Raw genomic sequence first — 25,057 nt, forward strand, 5'->3', positions numbered from 1 at the left:
TGCAAAAAAGAGGTACCTTTCTGATTTGCAAAAGGAGGGTCCTGTCTTGGATGAACAATTACCGATTACCCGGCGGCAATTTCATATATTACTCAATCAGATTCAAATGACAGATGATGACCTCAGCCGTTACTTTGAAGAAGGCGAGATCGTCAAATTGACGGTGCATAAGGCGGCAAAAACGTGGCATTTCCATTTTAAATTTAAGGCGCTTTTGCCTTACAAAGTATATGCAATGTTTTTAAGCAGGCTGACAAATGCATTTTCTCATATCGCACAAGTCACTTGTACGATTGAAGTCAATGATCCGCACATATCTGAAGAGCTCGTTCAATCGTATTGGTCACATTGTGTGGAAGAGCTTCAAGGAATTTCTCCCCCAATCATCAGCTTGCTTCAACAGCAAAAACCAGCGCTGTCTGGACATAAGATCATCATCAAAACAAAAAGCGAAACTGAGGCTCTGGCCATCAAAAAGAAATATAGCCCAATGCTTCAGGCTGCATTTAAACAAGTCGGTTTTCCAGAACTTCAATTTGATACAGAAATTTTTGTATCAGATCAAGAGATTCAGAAGTTCAGAGAACAAAAACTTGCTGAAGATCAAGAAAGAGCCATGCAAGCCCTTGTTGAGATGGAGAAGAAGGAAAGTGAGGATCAAGAAGAAGCCCCTTCTGGCCCTCTGATGATTGGCTATCAAATCAAAGACAATGAAGAAATACGTACGCTTGATAGTATTATGGACGAAGAAAGACGAATCACCGTCCAAGGATACGTGTTTGATGCAGAAACGCGCGAACTAAAAAGCGGCAGAACCCTTTGTATCTTTAAAATTACCGATTATACGAATAGTATTTTGATCAAAATGTTTGCGAGAGAAAAAGAAGATGCTCAGCTCATGAAATCCTTGAAAAAAGGGATGTGGGTCAAAGCAAGAGGAAGTATTCAAAACGATACGTTTGTGAGAGATCTTGTCATGATCGCAAATGACGTCAATGAAATGAAACCTCAGCTGAAAGAAGATACTGCACCTGAGGGAGAAAAGCGTGTTGAGCTCCATTTGCATTCGCCAATGAGCCAGATGGATGCTGTCACTGGCATCGGTAGACTTGTTGAACAAGCAAAAAAATGGGGGCATGAGGCCATTGCCCTGACAGATCACGCCGTTGTACAATCCTTTCCAGATGCGTATGCAGCAAGTAAAAAGCATGGCATCAAAATGATGTACGGGGTGGAAATCAATTTAGTCGACGACGGGGTACCGATTGCGTATAATCCAGATCACCGCTTATTAGAAGATGCGACGTTTGTCGTATTTGATGTTGAGACAACAGGACTCTCTGCTGTGTATGATACGATCATTGAGCTTGCAGCTGTGAAAATCAAAGGCGGGGAAATCATTGACCGCTTTGAGGCATTTGCAAACCCTCATCATCCGTTATCAGCAACAACCATTGAACTAACCGGTATCACGGATGACATGGTGAGAGATGCACCAGATGTGGTCGATGTTGTTCGAGATTTCAAAGAGTGGATTGGACAAGATATCCTTGTTGCTCACAATGCGAGCTTTGATATGGGCTTTTTAAATGCAGCATATAAGCGACTGTTAAAAACAGATAAAGCGTCAAACCCTGTCATTGATACACTAGAACTCGGCCGATTCCTTTATCCAGAATTTAAAAATCACCGGCTGAACACGCTGTGTAAAAAGTTCGATATTGAACTCACGCAGCATCACCGGGCGATTTATGATGCAGAAGCAACTGGTTACCTCATGCTGAAGATGCTAAAAGATGCGGCTGAAAAAGAGATTGCCTATCACGATCAATTGAACGAAAACATGGGGCAGTCCAATGCGTACCAGCGCTCACGTCCTTACCATGCAACCGTGATTGCACAAAATGAGACGGGTCTAAAGAATTTATTTAAGCTTGTTTCACTTTCTCATATTCATTATTTCTACCGCGTGCCGCGTATCCCTCGCTCACAGCTTGAGAAATATCGAGAAGGTTTAATTGTTGGGTCTGCTTGTGATAAGGGTGAAGTGTTTGAAGGGATGATGCAGAAATCACCTGATGAGGTAGAAGACATTGCCGCATTTTACGACTATTTAGAAATTCATCCGCCAGAAGTGTATCAGCATTTACTCCAGCTGGAGCTTGTTCGGGATGAACGTGCACTTAAAGAGATCATCACAAATATTGTGAAACTTGGTGAAAAACTGAATAAACCAGTCGTGGCGACTGGAAATGTGCACTACCTGCATCCAGAAGACAAAATTTATCGGAAAATCTTAATTTCATCACAAGGCGGGGCGAATCCGCTTAACCGTCATGAACTGCCAAAAGTTCATTTTAGAACAACTGATGAAATGCTAGAAGCCTTCTCTTTCCTTGGAGACGAGAAGGCGAAAGAGATTGTCGTGACGAATACGCAAAAAGTATCTGAGATGGTCGAAAGTATTAAACCAATCAAAGACGATCTTTATACACCAAAAATCGAAGGTGCAGATGAAGAAATTCGGGAAATGAGCTATAACATGGCTCGTAGCATCTACGGTGACGATTTACCGAAAATTGTAGAAGACCGGATTGAGAAAGAATTAAAGAGTATTATTGGTCACGGTTTCGCTGTTATTTATTTAATTTCTCATAAGCTTGTTAAGAAATCACTTGATGATGGATATCTAGTTGGTTCAAGGGGATCAGTTGGTTCATCTCTCGTTGCGACATTAACAGAGATTACAGAAGTAAACCCGCTTGCACCGCACTATGTATGTCCAAGTTGCAAGCACTCTGAGTTCTTTAATGACGGATCGGTTGGCTCAGGATTTGACCTTCCTGATAAAGACTGTCCTGAATGCGGGACGCCGTATAAAAAAGACGGACACGATATTCCGTTTGAAACGTTCTTAGGTTTTAAAGGAGATAAAGTGCCTGATATCGACTTGAACTTCTCAGGAGAATATCAGCCGATTGCCCATAACTATACAAAAGAGCTGTTTGGTGAAGAGTATGTATACCGTGCAGGTACAATCGGTACCGTTGCAGAAAAAACGGCATATGGTTATGTGAAAGGCTACGCAGGAGATCATAACCTTCATATGAGAGGTGCTGAAATTGACCGGCTCGTACAGGGCTGTACGGGCGTCAAACGGACAACAGGCCAACATCCAGGCGGTATTATCGTAGTGCCGGATTATATGGACATTTACGATTTCTCACCAATACAATATCCAGCAGATGCGACAGGTTCTGATTGGAAAACGACGCATTTTGATTTCCATTCAATCCATGATAACTTACTGAAACTAGATATTCTTGGACACGATGATCCAACGGTCATTCGGATGCTTCAGGACTTGAGCGGAATTGATCCAAAAACGATTCCGACAGATGATCCTGAGGTCATGAAAATCTTCCAAGGAACGGAACCTCTCGGTGTCACAGAAGAACAAATTGGATGTAAAACGGGAACACTTGGGATCCCAGAGTTTGGCACAAGGTTTGTTCGTCAGATGCTTGAGGATACAAAACCGACCACCTTCTCGGAGCTTGTTCAGATCTCTGGTCTATCTCACGGTACAGATGTATGGCTCGGCAACGCCCAAGAGCTGATTCATAATAAAACGTGTGAACTAAGCGAAGTGATTGGCTGTCGTGATGATATTATGGTCTATCTGATTTATCAAGGTTTAGAGCCGTCACTTGCCTTTAAAATCATGGAATCTGTTCGTAAAGGGAAGGGACTTCCTCCTGAATGGGAAGAAGAAATGAAGAATAATAACGTACCGAACTGGTACATTGATTCTTGTAAAAAGATTAAATACATGTTCCCTAAAGCCCACGCGGCTGCTTATGTATTAATGGCTGTTCGGATTGCTTATTTCAAGGTGCACCATGCACTTCTGTACTATGCGGCTTATTTTACCGTTCGTGCTGATGATTTTGATATCGAAACGATGACAAAAGGATCGAATGCGATTCGAGCAGTCATGGACGATATTAACTCAAAAGGTCTTGATGCATCACCGAAAGAGAAGAACCTATTAACTGTACTAGAGCTTGCACTTGAAATGTGTGAAAGAGGCTATCACTTTAAAAAAGTAGACCTATACCGATCAAGTGCCACTGAGTTTATTATTGATGGAGACGGGTTAATCCCGCCATTCAACTCCATCCCTGGACTCGGAACAAACGTTGCGTTAAATATTGTACGCGCACGCCAAGATGGTGAATTCCTTTCAAAAGAAGATTTACAAAAACGAGGAAAAGTGTCTAAGACCATCCTTGAGTATTTGGATCGTCAAGGCTGCTTAGAAGCACTTCCTGATCAAAACCAGCTTTCTTTGTTCTAATGTGAAAAATGAAGAGCGCCCTTAAAGGGCGTTCTTTTTTGTATATACAATAATATTATTATGTTAACTAAATATTTTAACTGGAATTATTTTCTTGTTGGTTCATATATCTTGATTTAACGTCGTGTTTTGAGAGAAGAGATTGTATGTCATTCTTTCTACCCAAATAGAGCAAAAAAGAGAATTTAGCCGTCTGAAATGTTCTCATACGACATATGATCATTTTGGGTACAGTCACATGAAGAATCAAGGAGAAAACCCTCGGTGAGCGTCAAGCTGATGGCTGTTTACTATGCACATTTTTGAAACACGCTTGATTCTTTTCAACACTGTACAAAACACGAACGGAATAACAAGGAGGTGGTCATTTCTTGTTCAATGTTTCACGTTTAAGAAAAAAGAAGGGGTGAGAAGTAGGTACATGTCAGATTACAACTATGTAGAGGTGCTTCAAAAATCCATTTTGTTTTACGAAGCCCAGCGTTCCGGAAAGCTTCCGGAAAGCAATCGTCTTAACTGGCGAGGGGATTCTGGACTAGAGGATGGGAAAGATGTTGGTCATGATTTAACAGGCGGCTGGTACGATGCTGGTGATCATGTGAAGTTCGGACTTCCGATGGCTTACTCGGCAGCCGTGCTTGCATGGACAGTCTATGAGTACCGAGAAGCTTACGAAGAGGCAGAGCTGCTTGATGATATGTTAGATCAAATCAAGTGGGCAACCGATTATTTTTTGAAAGCCCATACAGGTCCAAATGAATTTTGGGCACAAGTAGGCGATGGGAACGCGGATCATGGCTGGTGGGGTCCAGCAGAAGTGATGCCGATGAACCGGCCGGCATTTAAAATTGATGAACATTGTCCAGGAACAGAAGTAGCCGCCCAAACCGCAGCCGCTTTAGCAGCAGGTTCAATTATTTTTAAAGAAACTGATGCGCCTTATGCAGCAAAGCTTCTCACCCATGCAAAGCAGCTTTATGCATTTGCTGACCAATATCGCGGTGAGTATACAGATTGTGTCACCAATGCGCAGCCATTTTATAACTCTTGGAGCGGCTATATTGATGAGCTCATTTGGGGTGGAATATGGCTGTACTTGGCGACAAATGACCAGACCTATTTAAACAAAGCACTAAAAGCAGTAGAAGAATGGCCGAAGGATTGGGACTATACGTTTACGATGTCGTGGGACAATACCTTTTTTGCTTCGCAAATTTTACTTGCGAGAATCACAAAGGAGAAAAGGTTCATCGAATCGACGGAGCGTAATCTCGATTACTGGTCGACGGGTTTTGTTCAAAATGGAAAAGTAGAAAGAATCACTTATACGCCTGGCGGACTAGCGTGGTTAGATCAATGGGGTTCACTTCGTTATACAGCAAATGCTGCATTTTTAGCGTTTGTGTACGCAGATTGGGTCTCTGATCAAGAAAAAAAGAATCGATACCAAACGTTTGCGATTAGGCAAACACACTATATGTTAGGGGATAATCCGCAAAATAGAAGCTATGTCGTTGGGTTTGGCAAAAATCCGCCGATGCATCCACACCATCGAACTGCGCATGGCTCATGGTCTAATCAGCTGACAACTCCTTCTTCTCATCGGCACACGCTTTATGGAGCACTTGTTGGGGGGCCTAATGCACAGGATCAGTATACCGATGACATCTCTGACTATGTATCAAACGAGGTAGCAACAGACTATAATGCCGCCTTTACTGGAAATGTAGCCAAAATGGTGCAGCTGTTTGGTCAGGGGCAGTCAAAACTGCCGAATTTTCCGCCTAAAGAAAAAGTGGAAGATGAGTTTTTTGTAGAGGCAGCTGTCATGAGTAACGATACAACATCTACTCAGATCAAAGCCATTCTATACAATCGATCAGGCTGGCCGGCAAGAAGTAGTCAATCACTTTCTTTTAGATATTATGTCAATCTAAGCGAGATATTTGCGAAGGGATTCACTGATAAAGATATTCAAGTGACAGCTGTCTACAATGAAGGCGCTTCCTTATCTCCATTAACGGTGTATGACGCATCATCCCATATCTATTTTACAGAAATCGATTTTACTGGCGTAGCTATTTTTCCAGGAGGCGAATCGCTTCATAAGAAGGAAATACAGTTCCGGTTATCTGCGCCAAATGGTGCGAATATATGGGATGCCTCAAATGATTATTCCTTTCAAGGATTAACATCCAATATGCAAAAAACAGCGAGAATTCCTGTTTTTGATCAAGGTGTTTTAGTATTTGGTACGCTTCCGAATAAATAAATATAAAGGGTGAGGACATGACAAATAAAGAACGGTTTTTAACACTTTATCATCAAATGAAAAACGATGCGAATGGATATTTTTCAAAAGAAGGCATTCCGTATCATTCCGTTGAGACACTCATTTGTGAGGCACCTGATTACGGGCATATGACAACTTCAGAAGCTTACAGCTATTGGTTATGGCTTGAAGCATTGTATGGTCACTACACAGGCGATTGGAGCAAACTAGAAGCAGCTTGGGATAATATGGAGAAGTTTATCATTCCAGTAAACGAAGATGGACATGACGAACAGCCGCATATGAGCTCTTACAATCCATCTAGCCCAGCCACATACGCTTCAGAAAAACCATATCCAGATCAATATCCGAGTCAGTTGACGGGTGCTCGCCCTGCTGGTCAAGATCCAATTGATCATGAACTGAGGTCAACTTACGGAACGAATGAAACGTATTTAATGCACTGGCTTCTTGATGTAGACAACTGGTATGAATATGGGAATTTGCTCAACCCATCACATACAGCTGCATATGTAAACACATTTCAGCGGGGTCCGCAAGAATCCGTATGGGAGGCCATCCCTCATCCATCACAAGATGATAAAACGGCCGGAAAGCCCAATGAAGGTTTCATGAGCTTGTTCACAAAAGAAAATCAAGCGCCCGCCGCCCAGTGGCGCTATACAAATGCGACGGATGCTGATGCGCGTGCAATACAGGCGATGTATTGGGCAAAGGAACTTGGCTATAATGGGTCAGTCTATCTTGATAAAGCGAAAAAGATGGGTGATTTCCTTCGTTACGGAATGTACGATAAATATTTTCAAACAATTGGAAGCGGCAAGCAAGGTAATCCGTATCCTGGAAATGGAAAAAGTGCATGTCATCACTTAATGGCATGGTATACCTCTTGGGGTGGGGGACTTGGAGAATATGCGAATTGGTCATGGCGTATCGGTGCGAGCCATTGTCATCAAGGGTATCAAAACCCAGTTGCTGCCTACGCTTTATCCTCAGATAAGGGAGGCTTAAAGCCATCGTCACCAACTGGTGCAAGTGATTGGGAAAAGACGTTAAAGAGACAGCTTGAATTTTACGTCTGGCTTCAATCAAAAGAGGGAGCGATTGCAGGAGGTGCTACCAACAGCTGGAATGGAGACTATAGCGCTTATCCAGCAGGAAGAAGCACATTTTATGATATGGCTTATGAAGATGCGCCTGTTTACCATGATCCTCCGTCCAATAACTGGTTTGGAATGCAAGCATGGCCGATTGAGCGTGTAGCAGAGCTTTATTATATCTTTGCAAAAGATGGCGACAAAACATCTGAAAATTTCCAAATGGCCAAATCTGTCATCACAAAATGGGTCAACTATTCACTAGATTATATTTTTATTGGCACGCGTCCTGTGTCGGATCAAGATGGGTATTTTTTAGATGGTCAGGGTCAAAGGATTCTAGGGGGGACAAATGTTGCTGTTGCTACGACGAGTGCACCTGGAGAGTTTTGGATTCCTGGGAATATAGAATGGAGCGGTCAGCCTGACACTTGGAGCGGGTTCCAATCTGCAACAGGTAATCCAAATTTAACGGCAGTTACAAAAGATCCTACTCAAGATACTGGTGTACTGGGCAGTCTAATCAAAGCACTCACATTCTTTGCTGCTGCAACACAGAAAGAGACAGGAAACTACACAGCACTTGGCATAAGAGCAAAAGAGACAGCGGCACAACTCCTTGAGGTTGCTTGGAATTACAATGATGGTGTAGGGATTGTGACAGAGGAAGACAGAGAAGACTACCACCGTTTCTTTAAAAAAGAAGTGTACTTCCCAAATGGCTGGAACGGAACATTTGGTCAAGGAAATCAGATCCCTGGTTCCAGCACCATTCCTTCTGACCCGCAGCGAGGAGGTAACGGAGTGTATACGAGCTTTGCAGATCTTCGTCCGAAAATCAAGCAAGACCCAGCTTGGTCAGCCCTGGAGAGTAAATATCAATCATCTTTTAATGAAGCAACAGGCAAATGGGAAAACGGAGCGCCAAGTTTCACCTATCACCGTTTCTGGTCGCAAGTTGATATGGCTACGGCTTATGCAGAATACCATCGTCTCATAAACGAATAGAACGTAGGACAGCTGCCGGCTTTTTTAGTCGGCGGTCTCCTCATGAGATAAATGAAGTGAAAGCAAAGGTGATGTCATCATGGTTAATAAGAAAGAATTTATGAATCATTCATCGAATGGCGGATCACAGGAACAAGAAAATCAAAGCTGGAGAAAAGAAGCAAATAATCGAATCTTACAACATAGACAAAGAGAGCTTGTCATAAACGTCATCAATAAGGAACAAAAGCCAGTTGCCGGAATAGAGGTAGAAATAAAACAAATCAGACATGAATTTGCATTTGGTTCAGCAATGAATGACCAAGTACTATTCAATCAAACGTATGCTGATTTTTTTGTTCAACATTTTAATTGGGCTGTGTTTGAAAATGAGGCAAAATGGTATGCAAATGAGCCTGAAAGAGGGAAAATAACCTACGAAAAAGCAGATGCCATGCTGAATTTTGCCAATAGACACCAAATTCCAGTGAGGGGGCACGCCTTATTTTGGGAGGTAGAGGATGCCAATCCAAACTGGCTGAAATCATTACCGAATCATGAAGTATATGAAGCCATGAAAAGGCGGCTTGAGCATGCGGGCAATCATTTCAAAGGGAAATTCCGTCATTGGGATGTAAACAACGAAATGATGCATGGTTCATTTTTTAAAGACCGGTTTGGGAAACAGATTTGGAAATGGATGTATGAAGAAACGAAAAAAATTGATCCTCAAGCCTTGCTGTTTGTCAATGATTATAATGTAATCTCATACGGCGAACATCACGCATATAAAGCACATATCAATGAACTTCGTCAGTTGGGGGCACCAGTTGAGGCTATTGGAGTTCAAGGTCACTTTGAAGATCGAGTGGATCCAGTCGTTGTAAAACAAAGACTAGATGTGCTTGCTGAGCTTGGTCTACCGATATGGGTGACAGAGTATGACTCTGTTCACCCGGATGCCAATAGACGAGCGGATAACTTAGAAGCTTTATATCGGGTTGCCTTTAGTCATCCAGCCGTAAAAGGTGTGCTGATGTGGGGATTTTGGGCGGGTGCTCATTGGAGAGGTGAGCACGCAGCCATCGTGAATCATGATTGGTCGTTAAATGAAGCAGGCAGGCGTTATGAAAAGCTTCTACAGGAGTGGACGACACAAAGAGTGGAAAAAACAGATGCGAATGGCCAAGTGACATGTCCAGCGTTTCACGGGACGTATGAGGTTCGAATTGGTGAAGAAAGTAAAATGTTGCAACAGCAGACGATTGAACTTGATTCAACTAAACAAACACCGCTTCAACTAGATATCATCGTACCAGTAGAATAAGAGATTGTGAGGAGAATGGAATGAAAAAATGGGTTCAACGGGTGGCTTGTTTTATGCTGCTGATCACTTTATGGGCGGGTTGGTTCACTCTGACTGTAAAGGCCTCCTCCTATGTGCAAACATCTGGTACACATTTTGTATTGAACAACCACCCATTTTACTTTGCTGGCACAAATAATTATTATTTCCATTACAAATCAAAAAAGATGGTAGATGCTGTTTTTGACGATATGAAGGCAATGGATTTAAAAGTTATTCGTATTTGGGGATTTCACGATGGTACCCCTCAAGAAAACTCAGTCTTACAATCTCGTCCAGGTGTTTATGAAGAATCCGGTTTTCAAAAACTAGACTATGCGATTTATAAAGCAGGGCAGGAAGGAATCAAGCTGGTCATACCGCTCGTGAACAATTGGGATGACTTTGGCGGGATGAATCAATATGTGAAGTGGTTTCAGGCAGGATCACATGATCACTTTTATACAGATTCTCGGATTAAAACAGCTTACAAAAACTATGTGCGCTATGTATTAGAGAGAACCAATACGTACTCAGGTGTTCAATATAAAGATGATCCTGCTATTATGACATGGGAGCTCGCCAATGAGCCGCGCGCTCAGTCAGACCCTTCGGGAGATATACTAGTAAACTGGGCAGATGAAATGAGTGCATGGATCAAATCAATTGACTCGAATCACCTTGTTGCAGTAGGAGACGAAGGGTTCTTTCGCATGACAGGTCATGACGATTGGTTTTACAGTGGGGGAGAAGGTGTTGATTGGGATCGTTTGACTACTCTCCCTCATATTGATTATGGAACCTATCATTTATACCCGGATCACTGGAATCAGTCTGCTGCATGGGGAGTGAAATGGATAAAAGATCATATCACCCGAGGAAACGCAATTGGCAAACCTGTTGTATTAGAAGAGTTTGGCTATCAAAATCAAGCAGCCCGTCCTGATGTATATGATAGCTGGCTGAAGACAATTGAACAGCTCGGAGGCGCAGGTAGCCAATTTTGGATTTTAACAAGCATTCAAGACGATGATTCCCTCTACCCGGATTATGACGGTTTTCGAGTTTTAAAGGAGAGCCGGGAGGCAGGAATCATTCGTGAACACGCCAAAAGAATGAATGGAAAGAACTGATGAAGAATGCCTGTTTATAAGGAACTTCATTTGCATAAAAAAATTGGATATGGTATAGTTTTTATGGAAATGCTAACGATTACCGAGACAAGAGTGGGGAAACCCGCTCTTTTGTATTGAACAGGCAATTTTTGTCTCGACATTATTCATCCGTTTTCTGCTCCCCCTGCTCACAATAAAGCAGGGTTTTTATGCAGAATGATTGATAAGAGCGTTTATCGAAAGCACAAGGAGGAAGAGAATGAGCAAAAAAGTAGTGGATATCGTAAGCGACATGGTGCAGCCAATTTTAGATGGCTTACAGCTTGAACTCGTTGATGTTGAATTTGTCAAAGAGGGTCAAAACTGGTTCCTTCGCGTATTTATTGACTCTGACAAAGGCGTCGATATCGAGGAGTGTGCCAAAGTGAGCGAAGCCTTGAGCGAAAAGCTTGATGAGGCAGATCCAATTAGCCAAAACTACTTTCTTGAAGTGTCCTCTCCTGGAGCGGAGCGCCCATTAAAGAAAAAAGCTGATTTTGAAAAAGCACTTGGAAAAAATGTTTTTATGAAAACATACGAACCAATTGATGGTGAAAAGGCATTTGAAGGTGAGCTTACAAGCTTTGATGGTGAGATTGCAACAGTGACAGTGAAGATCAAGACAAGAAAGAAAGAGATCAATATTCCATACGAAAAAATTGCTAACGCAAGATTAGCAGTTTCGTTCAATTAACCTTTTCATTGATATAAGGGGGAACCATAAAAATGAGTAGTGAGTTGTTAGATGCCCTGACTGTTCTTGAGAAAGAGAAGGGCATTAGTAAAGAAATAATTATTGAAGCGATAGAAGCTGCACTCATTTCTGCATACAAGCGTAATTTTAATCAAGCACAAAATGTGCGTGTTGATTTGAACCGTGAAACGGGAACGATTCGCGTATTCGCAAGAAAAGATGTTGTAGATGAAGTGTATGATTCTCGTCTTGAAATCTCTGTAGATGATGCAGCAAATATCAACCCGAATTACATGGTTGGTGACGTGGTTGAAATTGAAGTCACACCAAAAGATTTCGGACGCATTGCAGCTCAGACAGCGAAACAAGTCGTGACGCAGCGAGTGAGAGAAGCAGAGCGAGGTGTGATTTACACTGAGTTTATCGATCGTGAGGAAGACATCATGACGGGAATCGTTCAGCGAATTGACAGTAAATTCATTTACGTGTCACTTGGCAAAATCGAAGCCCTTCTTCCGGTCAACGAACAAATGCCAAATGAGGACTACAAACCACATGACCGCATTAAAGTGTTCATTACGAAAGTAGAAAAAACAACAAAAGGACCACAAATTTATGTATCAAGAACACACCCAGGTCTTTTAAAGCGTTTATTTGAAATCGAAGTGCCAGAAATTTATGATGGTACTGTAGAGCTTAAATCTGTCGCTAGAGAAGCAGGGGACCGTTCTAAAATATCTGTTCGTACAGATGATCCTGATGTTGATCCAGTTGGCTCTTGTGTTGGACCTAAAGGTCAGCGTGTACAAGCAATTGTCAATGAGCTGAAAGGCGAAAAAATTGACATTGTTCATTGGTCTAATGACCCGGTTGAATTTGTTGCCAATGCGTTAAGTCCATCAAAAGTTCTTGATGTCATTGTAAATGAAGAAGATAAGGCGACAACTGTCATTGTCCCTGATTATCAGCTGTCATTAGCCATTGGCAAAAGAGGTCAAAATGCGCGTCTTGCAGCGAAACTAACGAGCTGGAAGATTGACATTAAAAGCGAAACAGATGCAAGAGAACTCGGTATTTTCCCAAGAACTGAAGACTCTGAATCTCTTTTCTTAGAGGCTGAACCAGTAGCTGAGGAATCTGACGAATAAGAGGTGATATAAAAGGTGAAAAGCCGAAAAAAAATCCCGCTTAGAAAATGCGTCGTGACGGGAGAAATGAAACCAAAGAAAGAACTGATTCGCGTTGTTCGTTCAAAAGAAGGTGAAGTGTCTGTTGACGCAACCGGAAAAATGAACGGGCGCGGCGCTTACCTTTCTCTCGATAAAGAAACCATTCTTGCGGCGAAGAACAAACGTAGTTTACAGCAGCAATTTCAGACACAGATTGACGAACACATTTTTGAAGAATTACTAGAACTAGCTGAAAAGGTGAAAAAACCTAATGACTGAATCTGAATGGTATCCTTTGCTTGGTCTAGCAAATCGAGCTCGTAAAGTCGTGTCAGGAGAAGATCTGGTGATCAAAGAAATTAGACATGCGCGTGCTAAGCTGGTTCTTCTTGCAGCAGATGCCTCATCCAACACAGAGAAAAAGGTATCTGACAAATGCAAATTTTACAATGTTCCGGTTAGAAAAGTTGAAGACCGTTCCGTTCTCGGACGTTCTATTGGGAAGGAAGCTCGCGTAGTTGTCGCTGTCACTGACCAAGGCTTCGCTAAGAAGCTCATAAGCTTGCTCGATTAATTTATTTGGGGGTGAACGAATGGCTAAAGTGAGAGTATATGAATACGCAAAAGCCATAGATGTTTCAAGTAAAGATATTATAGCAGCGCTTAAGGATATGAACGTGGAAGTGAACAACCACATGGCGACGCTTGAAGACGATACTGTGAAAAAGCTAGACGCTATCTATAAAAAAGCCAAAGCAAAAGAGACAGCTAACGAGAAACCCGCAGAACAAAAAAAACAATCATCTAACAAAAACAATGATAGAAAGAAGAATGACGTGCAGAATAATCAATTTAATAAAAACAAAAAAAACAACAACCAAAACAAAAACAAAAATAAACGTGGCGGCAACAACAAGGCGCAGCATCAGCAAGCAAGACCTGTGAAGCCGAAAAAAGAGCTTCCTGAAAAAATTGAATTTACAAATTCAATGACAGTCGGCCAGCTTGCTGACGAGCTTGGCAAAGAAACTGCTGAAATCATCAAAAAACTGATGATGCTTGGTGTGATGGCTACGATCAACCAAGAGCTCGACAAAGATACAGTTGAATTAATTGCTTCTGAATATGGTGTTCCAGTAGAAGAAGTGATCATTTTAGAAGAAACTGAACTTGAAAAGTATGAAGTTGAAGATAAAGAAGAAGATATGCAAGTACGCCCTCCAGTAGTAACGATCATGGGACACGTTGACCACGGAAAAACAACGCTTCTTGACAGCATTCGTAAAACGAAAGTTGTTGAAGGCGAAGCGGGTGGAATTACGCAGCATATTGGTGCATACCAAATTGAAGAAAACGGCAAGAAAATCACGTTCCTTGATACACCAGGACACGCAGCTTTCACTACGATGCGAGCACGTGGTGCTGAAGTAACAGATACGACGATCTTGGTCGTTGCAGCAGATGACGGTGTCATGCCGCAAACGATTGAAGCAATCAACCACGCAAAAGCGGCAGAGGTGCCAATCATTGTGGCTGTCAATAAAATTGACAAACCAACAGCGAACCCTGACCGCGTGATGCAGGAATTAACTGAGCATGGTCTTGTACCTGAGGCTTGGGGCGGCGAAACCATTTTCGTTCCTTTATCTGCAAAAACAGGTGAAGGCATTGACGAATTGATCGAAATGATCCTTCTTGTCAGCGAAGTTGCAGAACTAAAAGCCAACCCAAATCGTGCGGCAAAAGGGACTGTCATCGAGGCTGAGCTTGATAAAGGAAGAGGTTCTGTTGCAACCCTTCTCGTTCAAACTGGTACACTTCAAGTAGGTGACCCAATCGTTGTCGGAAATACATTTGGCCGTGTACGTGCAATGGTCAATGACATCGGACGCCGCGTGAAAACTGCAGGACCATCTACACCTGTTGAAATCACTGGTTTAAATGATGTACCGCATGCAGGGGATCAGTTCCTCGTATTCAAAGATGAAAAAACAGCTCGTCAAGTTGGTGAGGCGCGTGCATCTAAACAACTTGATGAACAGCGTTCAGACAAAGCGAAATTATCTCTCGATGACCTATTTGAGCAAATCAAACAAGGTGATGTGAAAGATATCAACTTAATCGTAAAAGCAGACGTACAAGGTTCTGCTGAAGCACTGACGGCAGCTCTTCAAAAAATTGAAGTAGAAGGCGTCAAAGTGAAAATCATCCATACGGGTGTTGGAGCGATTACAGAATCTGATATCATTTTAGCAAGTGCTTCTAATGCGATTGTGATCGGATTTAACGTACGTCCTGATGGCAATGCGAAGAGCACAGCTGAAACAGAAAACGTAGATATCCGCTTACACCGCATCATCTACAAAGTCATCGATGAAATTGAAGCTGCGATGAAAGGGATGCTTGACCCTGAATATGAAGAAAAAGTCATCGGTCAAGTTGAAGTTCGTCAAACGTTCAAAGTATCTAAAATCGGTACAATTGCTGGTGGCTATGTCACTGAAGGTACCATTACTAGAGACAGTGGTATCCGCTTAATTCGTGATGGCGTCGTCATCTTTGAAGGTGAAGTCGACGTATTAAAACGATTCAAAGACGATGTGAAAGAAGTTTCACAAGGCTATGAATGTGGTATTACCATTAAGAAATACAATGATATCCGTGAAGGTGATGTCATGGAATCATTCGTTATGCAAGAAATCGAAAGAAAATGATCGGTTATACCGAGTGTGAGTGTATGATCTATGATGCATCCTCACTGAAGGAAAAACGTGCGGTTCTGCAGCGTATCATGACAAGAACGCGCCATAAATTCAATGTGACCATTGCTGAAATGGACTATCAGGATACATGGCAGCGTACTTCGATCGGAATCGCCGTTATTTCCTCCTCCCGGGTTCAAGTGGAAAAGGAACTTCAGCGTGTGTTAAGCTTTATTGATTCTTTTCCGGAAATTGAACGAACGATCACGAAAACTGAGTGGTTTTAACTAGAGGTGATAAGATCATGAGTATGAGAGCAACCCGTGTGGGTGAGCAAATGAAAAAAGAATTAGGCGACATCCTTGGCAGAAAGCTAAAAGATCCAAGAATCGGCTTTTTGACTGTAACGGATGTTGAAGTATCCGGTGATTTGCAAATTGCCAAAGTCTACATTTCTGTTCTTGGCGACGAGAAGAAAAGAGAGGAAACCTTAAAAGGCCTTGCAAAGGCGAAAGGGTATATCCGCTCTGAAATTGGCAATCGAATCAGACTTCGCAAAACACCAGAGCTTCACTTTGAATTCGATGAGTCTGTAGATTACGGTAACCGAATTGAAAGCCTGATTGCTGAACTAAACACAAAAGATCACGAATAAGACGTTGAAATAAGGATAGGCGATGATCGTCTGTCCTTTTTCATCGTTTATGAAAGGAGAGAACGCAGGTGCAAAACGGTGTTCTTTTATTACATAAAGAAAGAGGCATGACCTCTCACGACTGTGTGTTTAAAGTGAGAAAGATTTTACACACAAAAAAAGTGGGACATACAGGGACACTCGATCCAGAGGTTTCAGGTGTTCTGCCTATTTGTATTGGACGAGCGACAAAAATTGTGGAGTACTTAACAGATAAATCGAAAACGTATGATGCGGAAATCACCATTGGATTTTCTACAACGACAGAAGACCAAACAGGTGAAGTAGTAGAAGAAAAAAAGGTGCCGGTACCGATGTCAGAAGATGACATTGATGCTGCGTTGAAACAATTTGAAGGAACCATTGAACAGATCCCCCCCATGTTTTCTGCTGTGAAAATTGGCGGAAAAAAGCTCTATGAATATGCAAGGCAAGGCATTGAAATTGAACGTCCAAGCCGTGAAATTACCATTCATCGTATCGAGCGGACAACACCTGTCACATTTGAAAATGGAAAGGTATCCTTTAGATTCACCGTCCTGTGTTCAAAAGGCACATATGTGAGAACGTTAGCCGTCGATATCGGAAAAAAACTTGGGTTTCCAGCCCACATGTCTCACCTCATTCGCATAGGATCTGGTGACTTTACGTTAGATGAATGTATCACTCTTGATGAGTTGCGGGAGATCAGCGAGGAAGGAACGGTTGAGGAACATCTTGTGCCGATCGAGCGTGCGCTCAATCATTTGCCGAAATGGGAGATAAATGATACATTAGCAAGTAAAGTGGAAAACGGTGCAGTCCTACCTATGCCTGATGAATTTGCTCATTTTGCAGAGGAAGATCGTGTCGCTGTCTTTGCTCCTTCAGGCCGTTGTATGGCGATTTATATGAAGCACCCGACCAAACAGAACCTGATGAAGCCGGCGAAGATTTTATCACAGGACAAGCAATCTTAAAGAAAAGGTGACCATCTCGTGAAGACTATACATATTTCACACCCACATACATTGAATCAAAAGGATCAAGTCCCGTCTGTGATGGCTTTAGGGTATTTTGACGGTGTTCACCTCGGACACCAAAAAGTGATTGATGTAGCGAAAAACATTGCGGAAAAAGAGGGTTTAGCTCTAGCTGTCATGACTTTTCATCCGCATCCATCACATGTTCTGCAAAAAGCACGTGAACCAAAAGACTTAATTACACCGCTTGAGGATAAGATTGATTTTATCGAACAATTAGGTGCTGACTACTTATACATTGTGCAATTCAGCGAGAACTTTGCAGCACTGTCTCCTCAAGAGTTTGTCGATCAATATTTGGACGAACTGAATGTGAAGCATGCAGTCGCTGGTTTCGATTTTACCTTCGGCCGGTTTGGTGCAGGCACAATGGAAACGTTTGACGAATACGGGAAAGGGCGGATTGCTGCGACCATTGTACCTAAGCTTTCCAACCAAGACCGGAAAGTCAGCTCGACCCTTATACGTTCCGCATTGAAAAATGGAGACGTTGAATATGTGAGTGAGCTTTTAGGCAAACCGTATCAGCTGCGCGGCATTGTCATTCATGGAGATAAACGAGGACGCACGATTGGCTTTCCAACCGCCAATGTTGGTTTATCTGCTGAATACATCATCCCGCCAACAGGCGTATATGCAGTGAGAGCGGAAGTGAAAGGCAAGGTGTATGACGGTGTTTGTAACGTTGGCTACAAACCAACATTTTATGAAAAACGTCCTGATCAGCCTGCGATTGAAGTGAACCTTTTTGATTTTAACGAAGAAATTTATGGTGAACCGATTAAATTACAGTGGTACAAACGGATTCGCAGTGAACAAAAATTTAACGGTATCCAAGAATTAACGGCTCAAATTAGTCAAGATAAAGAAGAAGCGATTCAGTTTTTTCAAGATCATCTTCATTAAACAAAAAAATCGCAGAAAAACCGCTCTATCATTTGCAAAATCGGCATATTTTTAGTATGATAATTCCTGTAGCTTTAAAACCACTTACTTGGCAGGCCGACTTCACCGACGGTTGCGAGGTAGATGGGGCTAACATGATTTGGAGGTGAAACAGGATGGCTATTACTCAAGAGCGTAAAACTCAATTAATTAATGAGTTCAAAACACACGAATCTGATACTGGATCTCCAGAAGTTCAGATCGCTGTCCTAACAGAATCAATTAACAACTTGAACGAGCATTTACGTACTCATAAGAAAGATCACCACTCACGTCGCGGTCTTTTGAAAATGGTAGGTAGACGTCGTAATCTTCTTACGTATCTACGTAATAAAGACGTAACTCGTTACCGTGAGTTAATTAACAAACTAGGCTTACGTCGATAATCGTAAAAAGCGGGAGGATTCCCGCTTTTTTATCGTATAATCACTAATATTTTATGGTTAAAATGTTGAAAGAATGGCAAAAACCCTTCTACATACAGCTTTCACATTGATATGTGAAAATCATTTTGTTCATAATAAGAAATAACCTAAAAACTTTACGACAAGAGAGGAGTTTATCTCAGAATGGGACAAGAGAAACAAGTCTTCACCATAGACTGGGCTGGACGTCAACTGACAGTTGAAACTGGCCAGCTTGCAAAGCAAGCAAACGGAGCGGTTCTCGTACGCTACGGAGATACGGCTGTGCTTAGCTCAGCAACAGCTTCTAAAGAACCAAAACCACTTGATTTTTTCCCGCTCACTGTAAACTACGAAGAAAGATTATATGCAGTTGGTAAAATTCCTGGTGGTTTCATTAAAAGAGAAGGCCGCCCAAGTGAAAAAGCAATCCTTGCGAGCCGCTTAATTGACAGACCGATCCGCCCACTATTTGCAGACGGATTTAGAAATGAAGTACAAGTCATTAGTATTGTCATGAGTGTGGATCAAGATTGTTCATCTGAAATGGCTGCAATGTTTGGCTCATCTTTAGCTTTATGTGTGTCTGACATTCCATTTGAGGGACCAATCGCTGGCGTGACAGTAGGACGAGTAGATGGAAAACTCATCATCAACCCGAATGTTGAGCAGCTTGAACAAAGCGATATCAACCTTGTTGTAGCTGGAACAAAAGATGCAATCAACATGGTAGAAGCTGGTGCTGATGAAGTACCAGAAGAAACGATGCTTGAAGCCATCATGTACGGCCATCAAGAGATCAAACGCTTAATCGAATTCCAAGAAGAAATTGTGAAAGCTGTCGGTAAAGAAAAAATCGATATTCCTTTATATGAAGTCGATCAAGCATTAGCAGAGGAAGTAAAACAACTTGCTGAAGCGGATCTACTGAAAGCGATTCAAGTACATGAGAAGCATGCTCGTGAAGATGCCATCAGTGCTGTGAAAAAAGCTGTCGTTCAAAAATTTGAAGAAGAAGAGCGTGACGAAGCAACGATTAAACAAGCGAAGGATGTCTTAAATAAGCTTGTGAAAAACGAAGTTCGCCGCCTTATTACTGAAGAGAAGGTACGTCCAGATGGACGCGGCGTCGATCAAATCCGTCCACTTTCTTCAGAAGTAGGACTTCTTCCAAGAACGCACGGTTCAGGATTGTTTACAAGAGGCCAAACACAGGCACTCAGTATTTGTACATTAGGTGCACTTGGTGATGTACAGATTCTTGATGGTCTTGGTGTTGAAGAGTCTAAGCGATTCATGCACCATTATAACTTCCCGCAATTCAGTGTTGGTGAGACCGGCCCAATGCGTGGTCCAGGCCGTCGTGAGATTGGACATGGTGCGCTAGGCGAACGTGCATTAGAGCCAGTCATTCCATCTGAAAAAGATTTCCCTTATACGGTTCGCCTTGTGTCTGAGGTGTTAGAATCAAACGGTTCTACTTCACAAGCAAGTATTTGTGCGAGCACACTTGCGATGATGGATGCAGGTGTTCCAATTAAAGCACCAGTTGCAGGGATTGCAATGGGACTTGTTAAATCTGGTGAATACTACACAGTGCTGACAGACATTCAAGGAATGGAAGATGCACTTGGAGATATGGACTTTAAAGTAGCAGGTACATCTAAAGGTGTAACAGCGCTTCAAATGGACATTAAAATCGATGGTCTATCAAAAGACATTTTAGAAGAAGCACTTCAACAAGCGAAAAAAGGAAGAATGGAAATTTTAGATAGCATGCTGTCAACGATTCCAGCTTCTAGAGGAGAATTGTCACGTTATGCACCAAAAATCTTAACGATGACAATCAATCCAGATAAAATTCGCGATGTCATTGGACCAAGCGGTAAACAAATCAATAAAATCATTGAAGATACCGGTGTGAAAATTGATATTGAACAAGACGGTACAATCTTTATCTCTTCTACTGAAGAAGACATGAATCAAAAAGCGAAGAAAATCATTGAAGATCTTGTCAGAGAAGTTGAAGTTGGCCAACTTTACTTAGGTAAAGTAAAACGAATTGAAAAATTCGGTGCCTTCCTTGAAATCTTCAGCGGCAAAGATGGACTTGTTCATATTTCTGAGCTTGCACTTGAACGTGTTGGCAAAGTAGAAGATGTCGTGAAGATTGGTGACGAGCTACTCGTCAAAGTCACTGAGATCGATAAACAAGGCCGTGTGAACCTTTCTCGTAAAGCTGTTTTACGTGAAGAAAAGGAAAAAGAAGAAAAGCAGTCTTAATGAGAACAAATAAAATGTGTTAGAAGCCAGGTATCCGTGCCAGGCTTCTTTCTTTTCTTGTGCGTAACAATAGTTCTAGCTTGTTTCTCCCTATCATAATTTGTGGTAAAGGGGAGGGACAACCATTGAAAAAAACGATACCATTCTTTGTGTTTGTATTTTTACTGCTTGTGTCATATCAAACGATGAAGCAGCCGGCTGCTGTTACATATATGAATTCAATGAAAGAGCACGCCGAGGTAGCATCTGTTTCAAAAGATATTCTGTATCAAGAGATAGAATCGAAGTCTTCTGACTATGAAGAGAAGCCGCAAAATGCTAAGATTGATAAAGTGTGGAAAAAGATGCCTGGTTTAAATGGACAGACAGTCGATATCGATGCTTCTTACGAAAAAATGAAAAAACAGGGCTCTTTCGATGAAAAGCTGCTTGTTTTTAAAGAAACAAAACCATCTGTCCATTTACATGAACTTGGTGCTGAACCTATCTATAAGGGACATCCGGACAAAAAGATGAATGCATTCCTGATCAATGTAGCTTGGGGCGACGAGCATTTAACAAAGATGTTGAATACACTAGAAGAGCATCAAGTGAAGGCAACCTTTTTCTTAGAAGGCAAATGGGTGAAAAACAGTCCAGACCTTGCTAAAAAAATCGTGGCAGATGGTCATGAAATTGGAAATCATTCATACAATCACCCGGATATGCGCACACTGACAAGAGAACGAGCATTAGAGCAGATGATTAAAACAAATCGCCAAATTGAAGAATCCCTTGGGAAAAAACCGATATGGTTTGCGCCTCCAAGCGGCAGCTTTAAAGAAGAAACAGTAAAGCTTGCGAAACAAGAAGGAATGGAAACCATTATGTGGACAGTAGACACGATCGACTGGCAAAAACCATCACCAGCTATATTACAAAAACGAGTGCTTGGGAAAATTCACAATGGGGCGATGATATTAATGCATCCAACAGACGCAACAGCGAGAAGTCTTGACGCACTTATCACTCAAATCAAAGAAAGAGGATATGAATTAGGAACGGTTTCTGACCTCCTAAGTGAAAAAAGACACCCGTGATGCGATCTGTTTGTTGAATAGGAGGAGCAAAACTTGGTCAAAACGTATACATGCCAAAACGGAGTAAGAATTGTACTTGAAAACAATCCCACTGTAAGGTCTGTCGCAATTGGCGTCTGGATTGGAACAGGTTCTAGACATGAGACACCAGAAGTAAATGGGATCTCACACTTTTTAGAGCATATGTTCTTTAAAGGAACAAAGACGAGATCTGCACGTGATATCGCAGAATCCTTTGACCGCATTGGTGGTCAAGTGAATGCCTTTACGTCAAAAGAATATACTTGCTATTATGCAAAGGTACTTGATTCACATGCTGGGTATGCCCTCGATGTGTTGAGTGACATGTTTTTCAACTCTGCTTTTGACGAAGAAGAGCTGAAGAAAGAAAAAAATGTGGTCTATGAAGAAATTAAAATGTATGAAGATACTCCTGATGACATCGTTCATGATTTGTTAAGCAAAGCCATTTACGGTGATCATTCATTAGGTTATCCGATTTTAGGGACAGAGGAAACACTCTCTACTTTTAACGGTGATTCCCTTAGAAAATATATGGACGAATTCTATACGCCGGATCGCGTCGTCATCTCTGTTGCAGGGAACGTCGATGACACCTTCATTCGTGAGGTCGAAACATTATTTGGCTCGTATGAAGGAAAGGGGAAAAAGCAGCCTGTCGAAGCCCCGCAATTCCACTATGACAAACTGACACGCAAAAAGGAAACAGAACAGGCGCACCTTTGCATGGGCTTTAACGGACTTCCTGCTGGAGATCAGGGCATCTATGACTTAATCGTCTTAAATAATGTTCTAGGCGGTAGCATGAGCAGCCGGTTGTTCCAAGACGTAAGAGAAGATAAAGGACTTGCGTATTCTGTATTCAGCTATCATAGTTCATTTGCAGATAATGGAATGCTGACGATCTATGGTGGAACTGGAGCGAAGCAGCTGAATCTGCTATCTGAAACCATCTTACAAACATTAGACGTCTTAAAACGTGAGGGAATTACGCAGAAAGAACTTGAAAACTCTAAGGAGCAAATGAAAGGCAACCTCATGCTCAGTCTTGAAAGCACAAACAGCAAGATGAGCCGAAATGGTAAAAATGAATTACTCCTTGGCAAACATCGTACGCTTGATGAAATTATTGATGAAATCAATCGCGTCTCATTAGACGGCGTGAACAATTTATCGAAAAGAATCTTTACAGAAGATTATGCTCTCTCGCTTATTAGTCCAACGGGTGATGTACCTTCTGCTTAATCAAAAAAAGGCATGTCTTTTAAAAGAGATGCCTTTTTTTCATGTCTAAAGATTAATCAGCTAACTTGTTTTGCAGCTGATGAACAATTTTATTGATTGTCGAAAAGTGCTCGGTCAATAGTTCCTCATCTGCAAATTGAATATCAAAAACCTCTTCTAATTCCAAAATGAGTGAAACTGCTTTAATTGAATCGAGACCGTGATTTGTTAACTCTTCATCTGCACCAATAGAAATCTTGCTATCATCGTCCAAAGAACGCAGGACCAAATCCTTTACTTGACTTGATAGTGAAAGGGCATCCGTCGTTTCATTCATCTGCAACGCTCCTCTTTACAAATTTTCTATTCTTTACATAAATTAACTATATTAGAATGGAAAAACATTGTAAAGCAGTTTCGATATAAATAGGAATTGTTGATCATTCTCTTCAAATGAAAAATTTGGTAGAGTGAGAAGAAAAGAGACTGGGAAGGATGGATCAATTTATGAATAAAACAGACCTTGTGCAGCACATTCCCTTATTAAAAAAAGCGATCTCCATAGACCAGATTGATAAAGGCTATTCTCGAGATGAAAAATGGGTCGTGACGATGTCATCAGGTGAAAAGTATGTCCTTCGATTCACAGATCAAGACCAATATGACAAAATAAAGACGCAATTTGAGCTCCTTTCCCAATTAAGACGTCACGGTGTTCAGTGTGCTGATCCAGTGAAAATGGGTGTTCTAGATGAAACACAGCAAGTGTACTATATTTTATCGTTTGTAGAAGGTCAAGAAGCAAAAGAAATCATGAGTCAGTTAACAGAAGAACAGCAGTATGCGATCGGGGTAAGTGCAGGACGGGATTTACGAAACATGCATACATATCCAGCGCCATCACATATCGAACCTTGGGAAGAGCGTGTTGTGAAAAAGCATCATCGATATTTAACTGCTTATCGGGAAAGCGGTATCTCCATAGAAGGGGATGAAAAAGTTGCGCAGTTTATCGCACAGCACATAGATAAGGTGAAGGGAAGGCCTAACCAATTTCAGCACGATGACTTTCATTTAGGGAATATTATTATAAAGAATGATAAATATGCAGGCGTTATTGATTTTAATAATTTTGATTGGGGAGACCCCATTCATGATTTTTATAAAGTAGCTCTTTTCAGTAGAGAAACAAGTGAAGCTTTTGCGGCTGGTCAAATAAATGGGTATTTTGATGGTGAAATACCAGCTGATTTTTGGCAGCTTTACTCTGTATATGTCGCAATGAGCATCTTTTCATCGATTATGTGGGTCATTAAATTTGATCCAGGTCAAATGGATGAGATGATTGAAAGACTAGAAAATGTATTAAAAGATCATGATTATTTTCGTCAAATAGAACCTCATTGGTATACGCGTATCACTAGATAACAGTGAAATATAGGACGATTAGGCAGTGATGGAAGTCACTGCCTTTTTTGTTATAATGATACAAATTACACATTGTCATGAGTAGAAACATTTTATATAATCCAAACAAGGATCGAAAAAGTTGTAAAAAAATTCCGTTTTTTGTTGAAAAAGAGC

20 protein-coding genes are annotated in these 25,057 nt (G+C 41.6%); 19 read left to right on the top strand and 1 reads right to left on the bottom strand.

Going from position 1 to position 25,057, the window contains the following annotated elements:
* Window positions 1-46 precede the first annotated feature (46 nt).
* From M2369_RS11400 to M2369_RS11485, 18 genes are all read left to right on the top strand, one after another.
* Window positions 47-4,360 carry a PolC-type DNA polymerase III gene (locus M2369_RS11400; RefSeq protein ID WP_159145681.1) on the top strand — a complete coding sequence of 1,438 codons (4,314 nt, stop codon included), beginning with the start codon at window positions 47-49 and terminating at the stop codon, window positions 4,358-4,360.
* 421 nt (window positions 4,361-4,781) lie between these two features.
* The gene (locus M2369_RS11405) at window positions 4,782-6,632 is read left to right on the top strand and encodes a glycoside hydrolase family 9 protein (protein WP_061419105.1); all 1,851 of its coding nucleotides are present in this window, start codon (window positions 4,782-4,784) and stop codon (window positions 6,630-6,632) included.
* 17 nt (window positions 6,633-6,649) lie between these two features.
* Window positions 6,650-8,758 (top strand): glycoside hydrolase family 48 protein, encoded by a 2,109-nt coding sequence (locus M2369_RS11410; RefSeq protein WP_163116165.1) that lies wholly within the window; start codon window positions 6,650-6,652, stop codon window positions 8,756-8,758.
* Between the two features lie 79 nt (window positions 8,759-8,837).
* Entirely contained in the window at window positions 8,838-10,064 is a 1,227-nt protein-coding gene (locus tag M2369_RS11415) for an endo-1,4-beta-xylanase (protein WP_041507294.1), read from the top strand.
* Between the two features lie 20 nt (window positions 10,065-10,084).
* Window positions 10,085-11,215, top strand: a complete 1,131-nt coding sequence (locus M2369_RS11420; protein ID WP_138278524.1) for a glycoside hydrolase 5 family protein — start codon at window positions 10,085-10,087, stop codon at window positions 11,213-11,215.
* A gap of 241 nt (window positions 11,216-11,456) precedes the next feature.
* The gene (rimP, locus tag M2369_RS11425; RefSeq protein ID WP_008344744.1) at window positions 11,457-11,930 is read left to right on the top strand and encodes a ribosome maturation factor RimP; all 474 of its coding nucleotides are present in this window, start codon (window positions 11,457-11,459) and stop codon (window positions 11,928-11,930) included.
* A 32-nt stretch (window positions 11,931-11,962) separates the two neighbouring features.
* Entirely contained in the window at window positions 11,963-13,078 is a 1,116-nt protein-coding gene (gene nusA / locus M2369_RS11430; protein WP_007499530.1) for a transcription termination factor NusA, read from the top strand.
* A 15-nt stretch (window positions 13,079-13,093) separates the two neighbouring features.
* A complete protein-coding gene (gene rnpM / locus M2369_RS11435; RefSeq protein WP_008344742.1) occupies window positions 13,094-13,378 on the top strand; it encodes an RNase P modulator RnpM in 285 nt (94 codons plus the stop codon).
* Window positions 13,371-13,673, top strand: a complete 303-nt coding sequence (locus M2369_RS11440; protein ID WP_007499528.1) for a YlxQ family RNA-binding protein — start codon at window positions 13,371-13,373, stop codon at window positions 13,671-13,673. Before rnpM ends, M2369_RS11440 begins: the two co-directional genes overlap by 8 nt.
* Before the next feature lie 19 nt (window positions 13,674-13,692).
* Window positions 13,693-15,813, top strand: coding sequence for a translation initiation factor IF-2 (gene infB / locus M2369_RS11445; protein ID WP_007499526.1), 2,121 nt, complete (start codon window positions 13,693-13,695; stop codon window positions 15,811-15,813).
* Window positions 15,810-16,088, top strand: coding sequence for a DUF503 domain-containing protein (locus M2369_RS11450; RefSeq protein WP_017359071.1), 279 nt, complete (start codon window positions 15,810-15,812; stop codon window positions 16,086-16,088). Before infB ends, M2369_RS11450 begins: the two co-directional genes overlap by 4 nt.
* A gap of 17 nt (window positions 16,089-16,105) precedes the next feature.
* A complete protein-coding gene (gene rbfA, locus M2369_RS11455; protein ID WP_007499525.1) occupies window positions 16,106-16,456 on the top strand; it encodes a 30S ribosome-binding factor RbfA in 351 nt (116 codons plus the stop codon).
* Between the two features lie 68 nt (window positions 16,457-16,524).
* A complete protein-coding gene (gene truB / locus M2369_RS11460) occupies window positions 16,525-17,454 on the top strand; it encodes a tRNA pseudouridine(55) synthase TruB (protein ID WP_024720372.1) in 930 nt (309 codons plus the stop codon).
* Between the two features lie 18 nt (window positions 17,455-17,472).
* The gene (ribF, locus tag M2369_RS11465; RefSeq protein WP_039166641.1) at window positions 17,473-18,423 is read left to right on the top strand and encodes a bifunctional riboflavin kinase/FAD synthetase; all 951 of its coding nucleotides are present in this window, start codon (window positions 17,473-17,475) and stop codon (window positions 18,421-18,423) included.
* A gap of 155 nt (window positions 18,424-18,578) precedes the next feature.
* Window positions 18,579-18,848 (top strand): 30S ribosomal protein S15, encoded by a 270-nt coding sequence (gene rpsO, locus M2369_RS11470; protein WP_008354438.1) that lies wholly within the window; start codon window positions 18,579-18,581, stop codon window positions 18,846-18,848.
* A 183-nt stretch (window positions 18,849-19,031) separates the two neighbouring features.
* Entirely contained in the window at window positions 19,032-21,149 is a 2,118-nt protein-coding gene (pnp, locus tag M2369_RS11475; protein WP_007499522.1) for a polyribonucleotide nucleotidyltransferase, read from the top strand.
* A gap of 125 nt (window positions 21,150-21,274) precedes the next feature.
* Window positions 21,275-22,228, top strand: a complete 954-nt coding sequence (locus M2369_RS11480; RefSeq protein ID WP_096881404.1) for a polysaccharide deacetylase family protein — start codon at window positions 21,275-21,277, stop codon at window positions 22,226-22,228.
* A gap of 33 nt (window positions 22,229-22,261) precedes the next feature.
* Window positions 22,262-23,494, top strand: a complete 1,233-nt coding sequence (locus M2369_RS11485; RefSeq protein ID WP_041090488.1) for a M16 family metallopeptidase — start codon at window positions 22,262-22,264, stop codon at window positions 23,492-23,494.
* Between the two features lie 52 nt (window positions 23,495-23,546).
* On the opposite strand, the gene M2369_RS11490 is transcribed toward M2369_RS11485, so the two are convergent.
* Window positions 23,547-23,810: an acyl carrier protein gene (locus M2369_RS11490; protein WP_052463354.1), complete on the bottom strand. Its 264-nt coding sequence runs from the start codon at window positions 23,808-23,810 to the stop codon at window positions 23,547-23,549.
* 170 nt (window positions 23,811-23,980) lie between these two features.
* On the opposite strand from M2369_RS11490, the gene M2369_RS11495 reads away from it, so the two are divergent.
* Window positions 23,981-24,901: an aminoglycoside phosphotransferase family protein gene (locus M2369_RS11495; RefSeq protein ID WP_249116254.1), complete on the top strand. Its 921-nt coding sequence runs from the start codon at window positions 23,981-23,983 to the stop codon at window positions 24,899-24,901.
* Window positions 24,902-25,057 lie beyond the last annotated feature (156 nt).

This window comes from Bacillus sp. JUb11 (genome assembly GCF_024807925.1).
Classification (GTDB): domain Bacteria; phylum Bacillota; class Bacilli; order Bacillales; family Bacillaceae; genus Bacillus; species Bacillus altitudinis.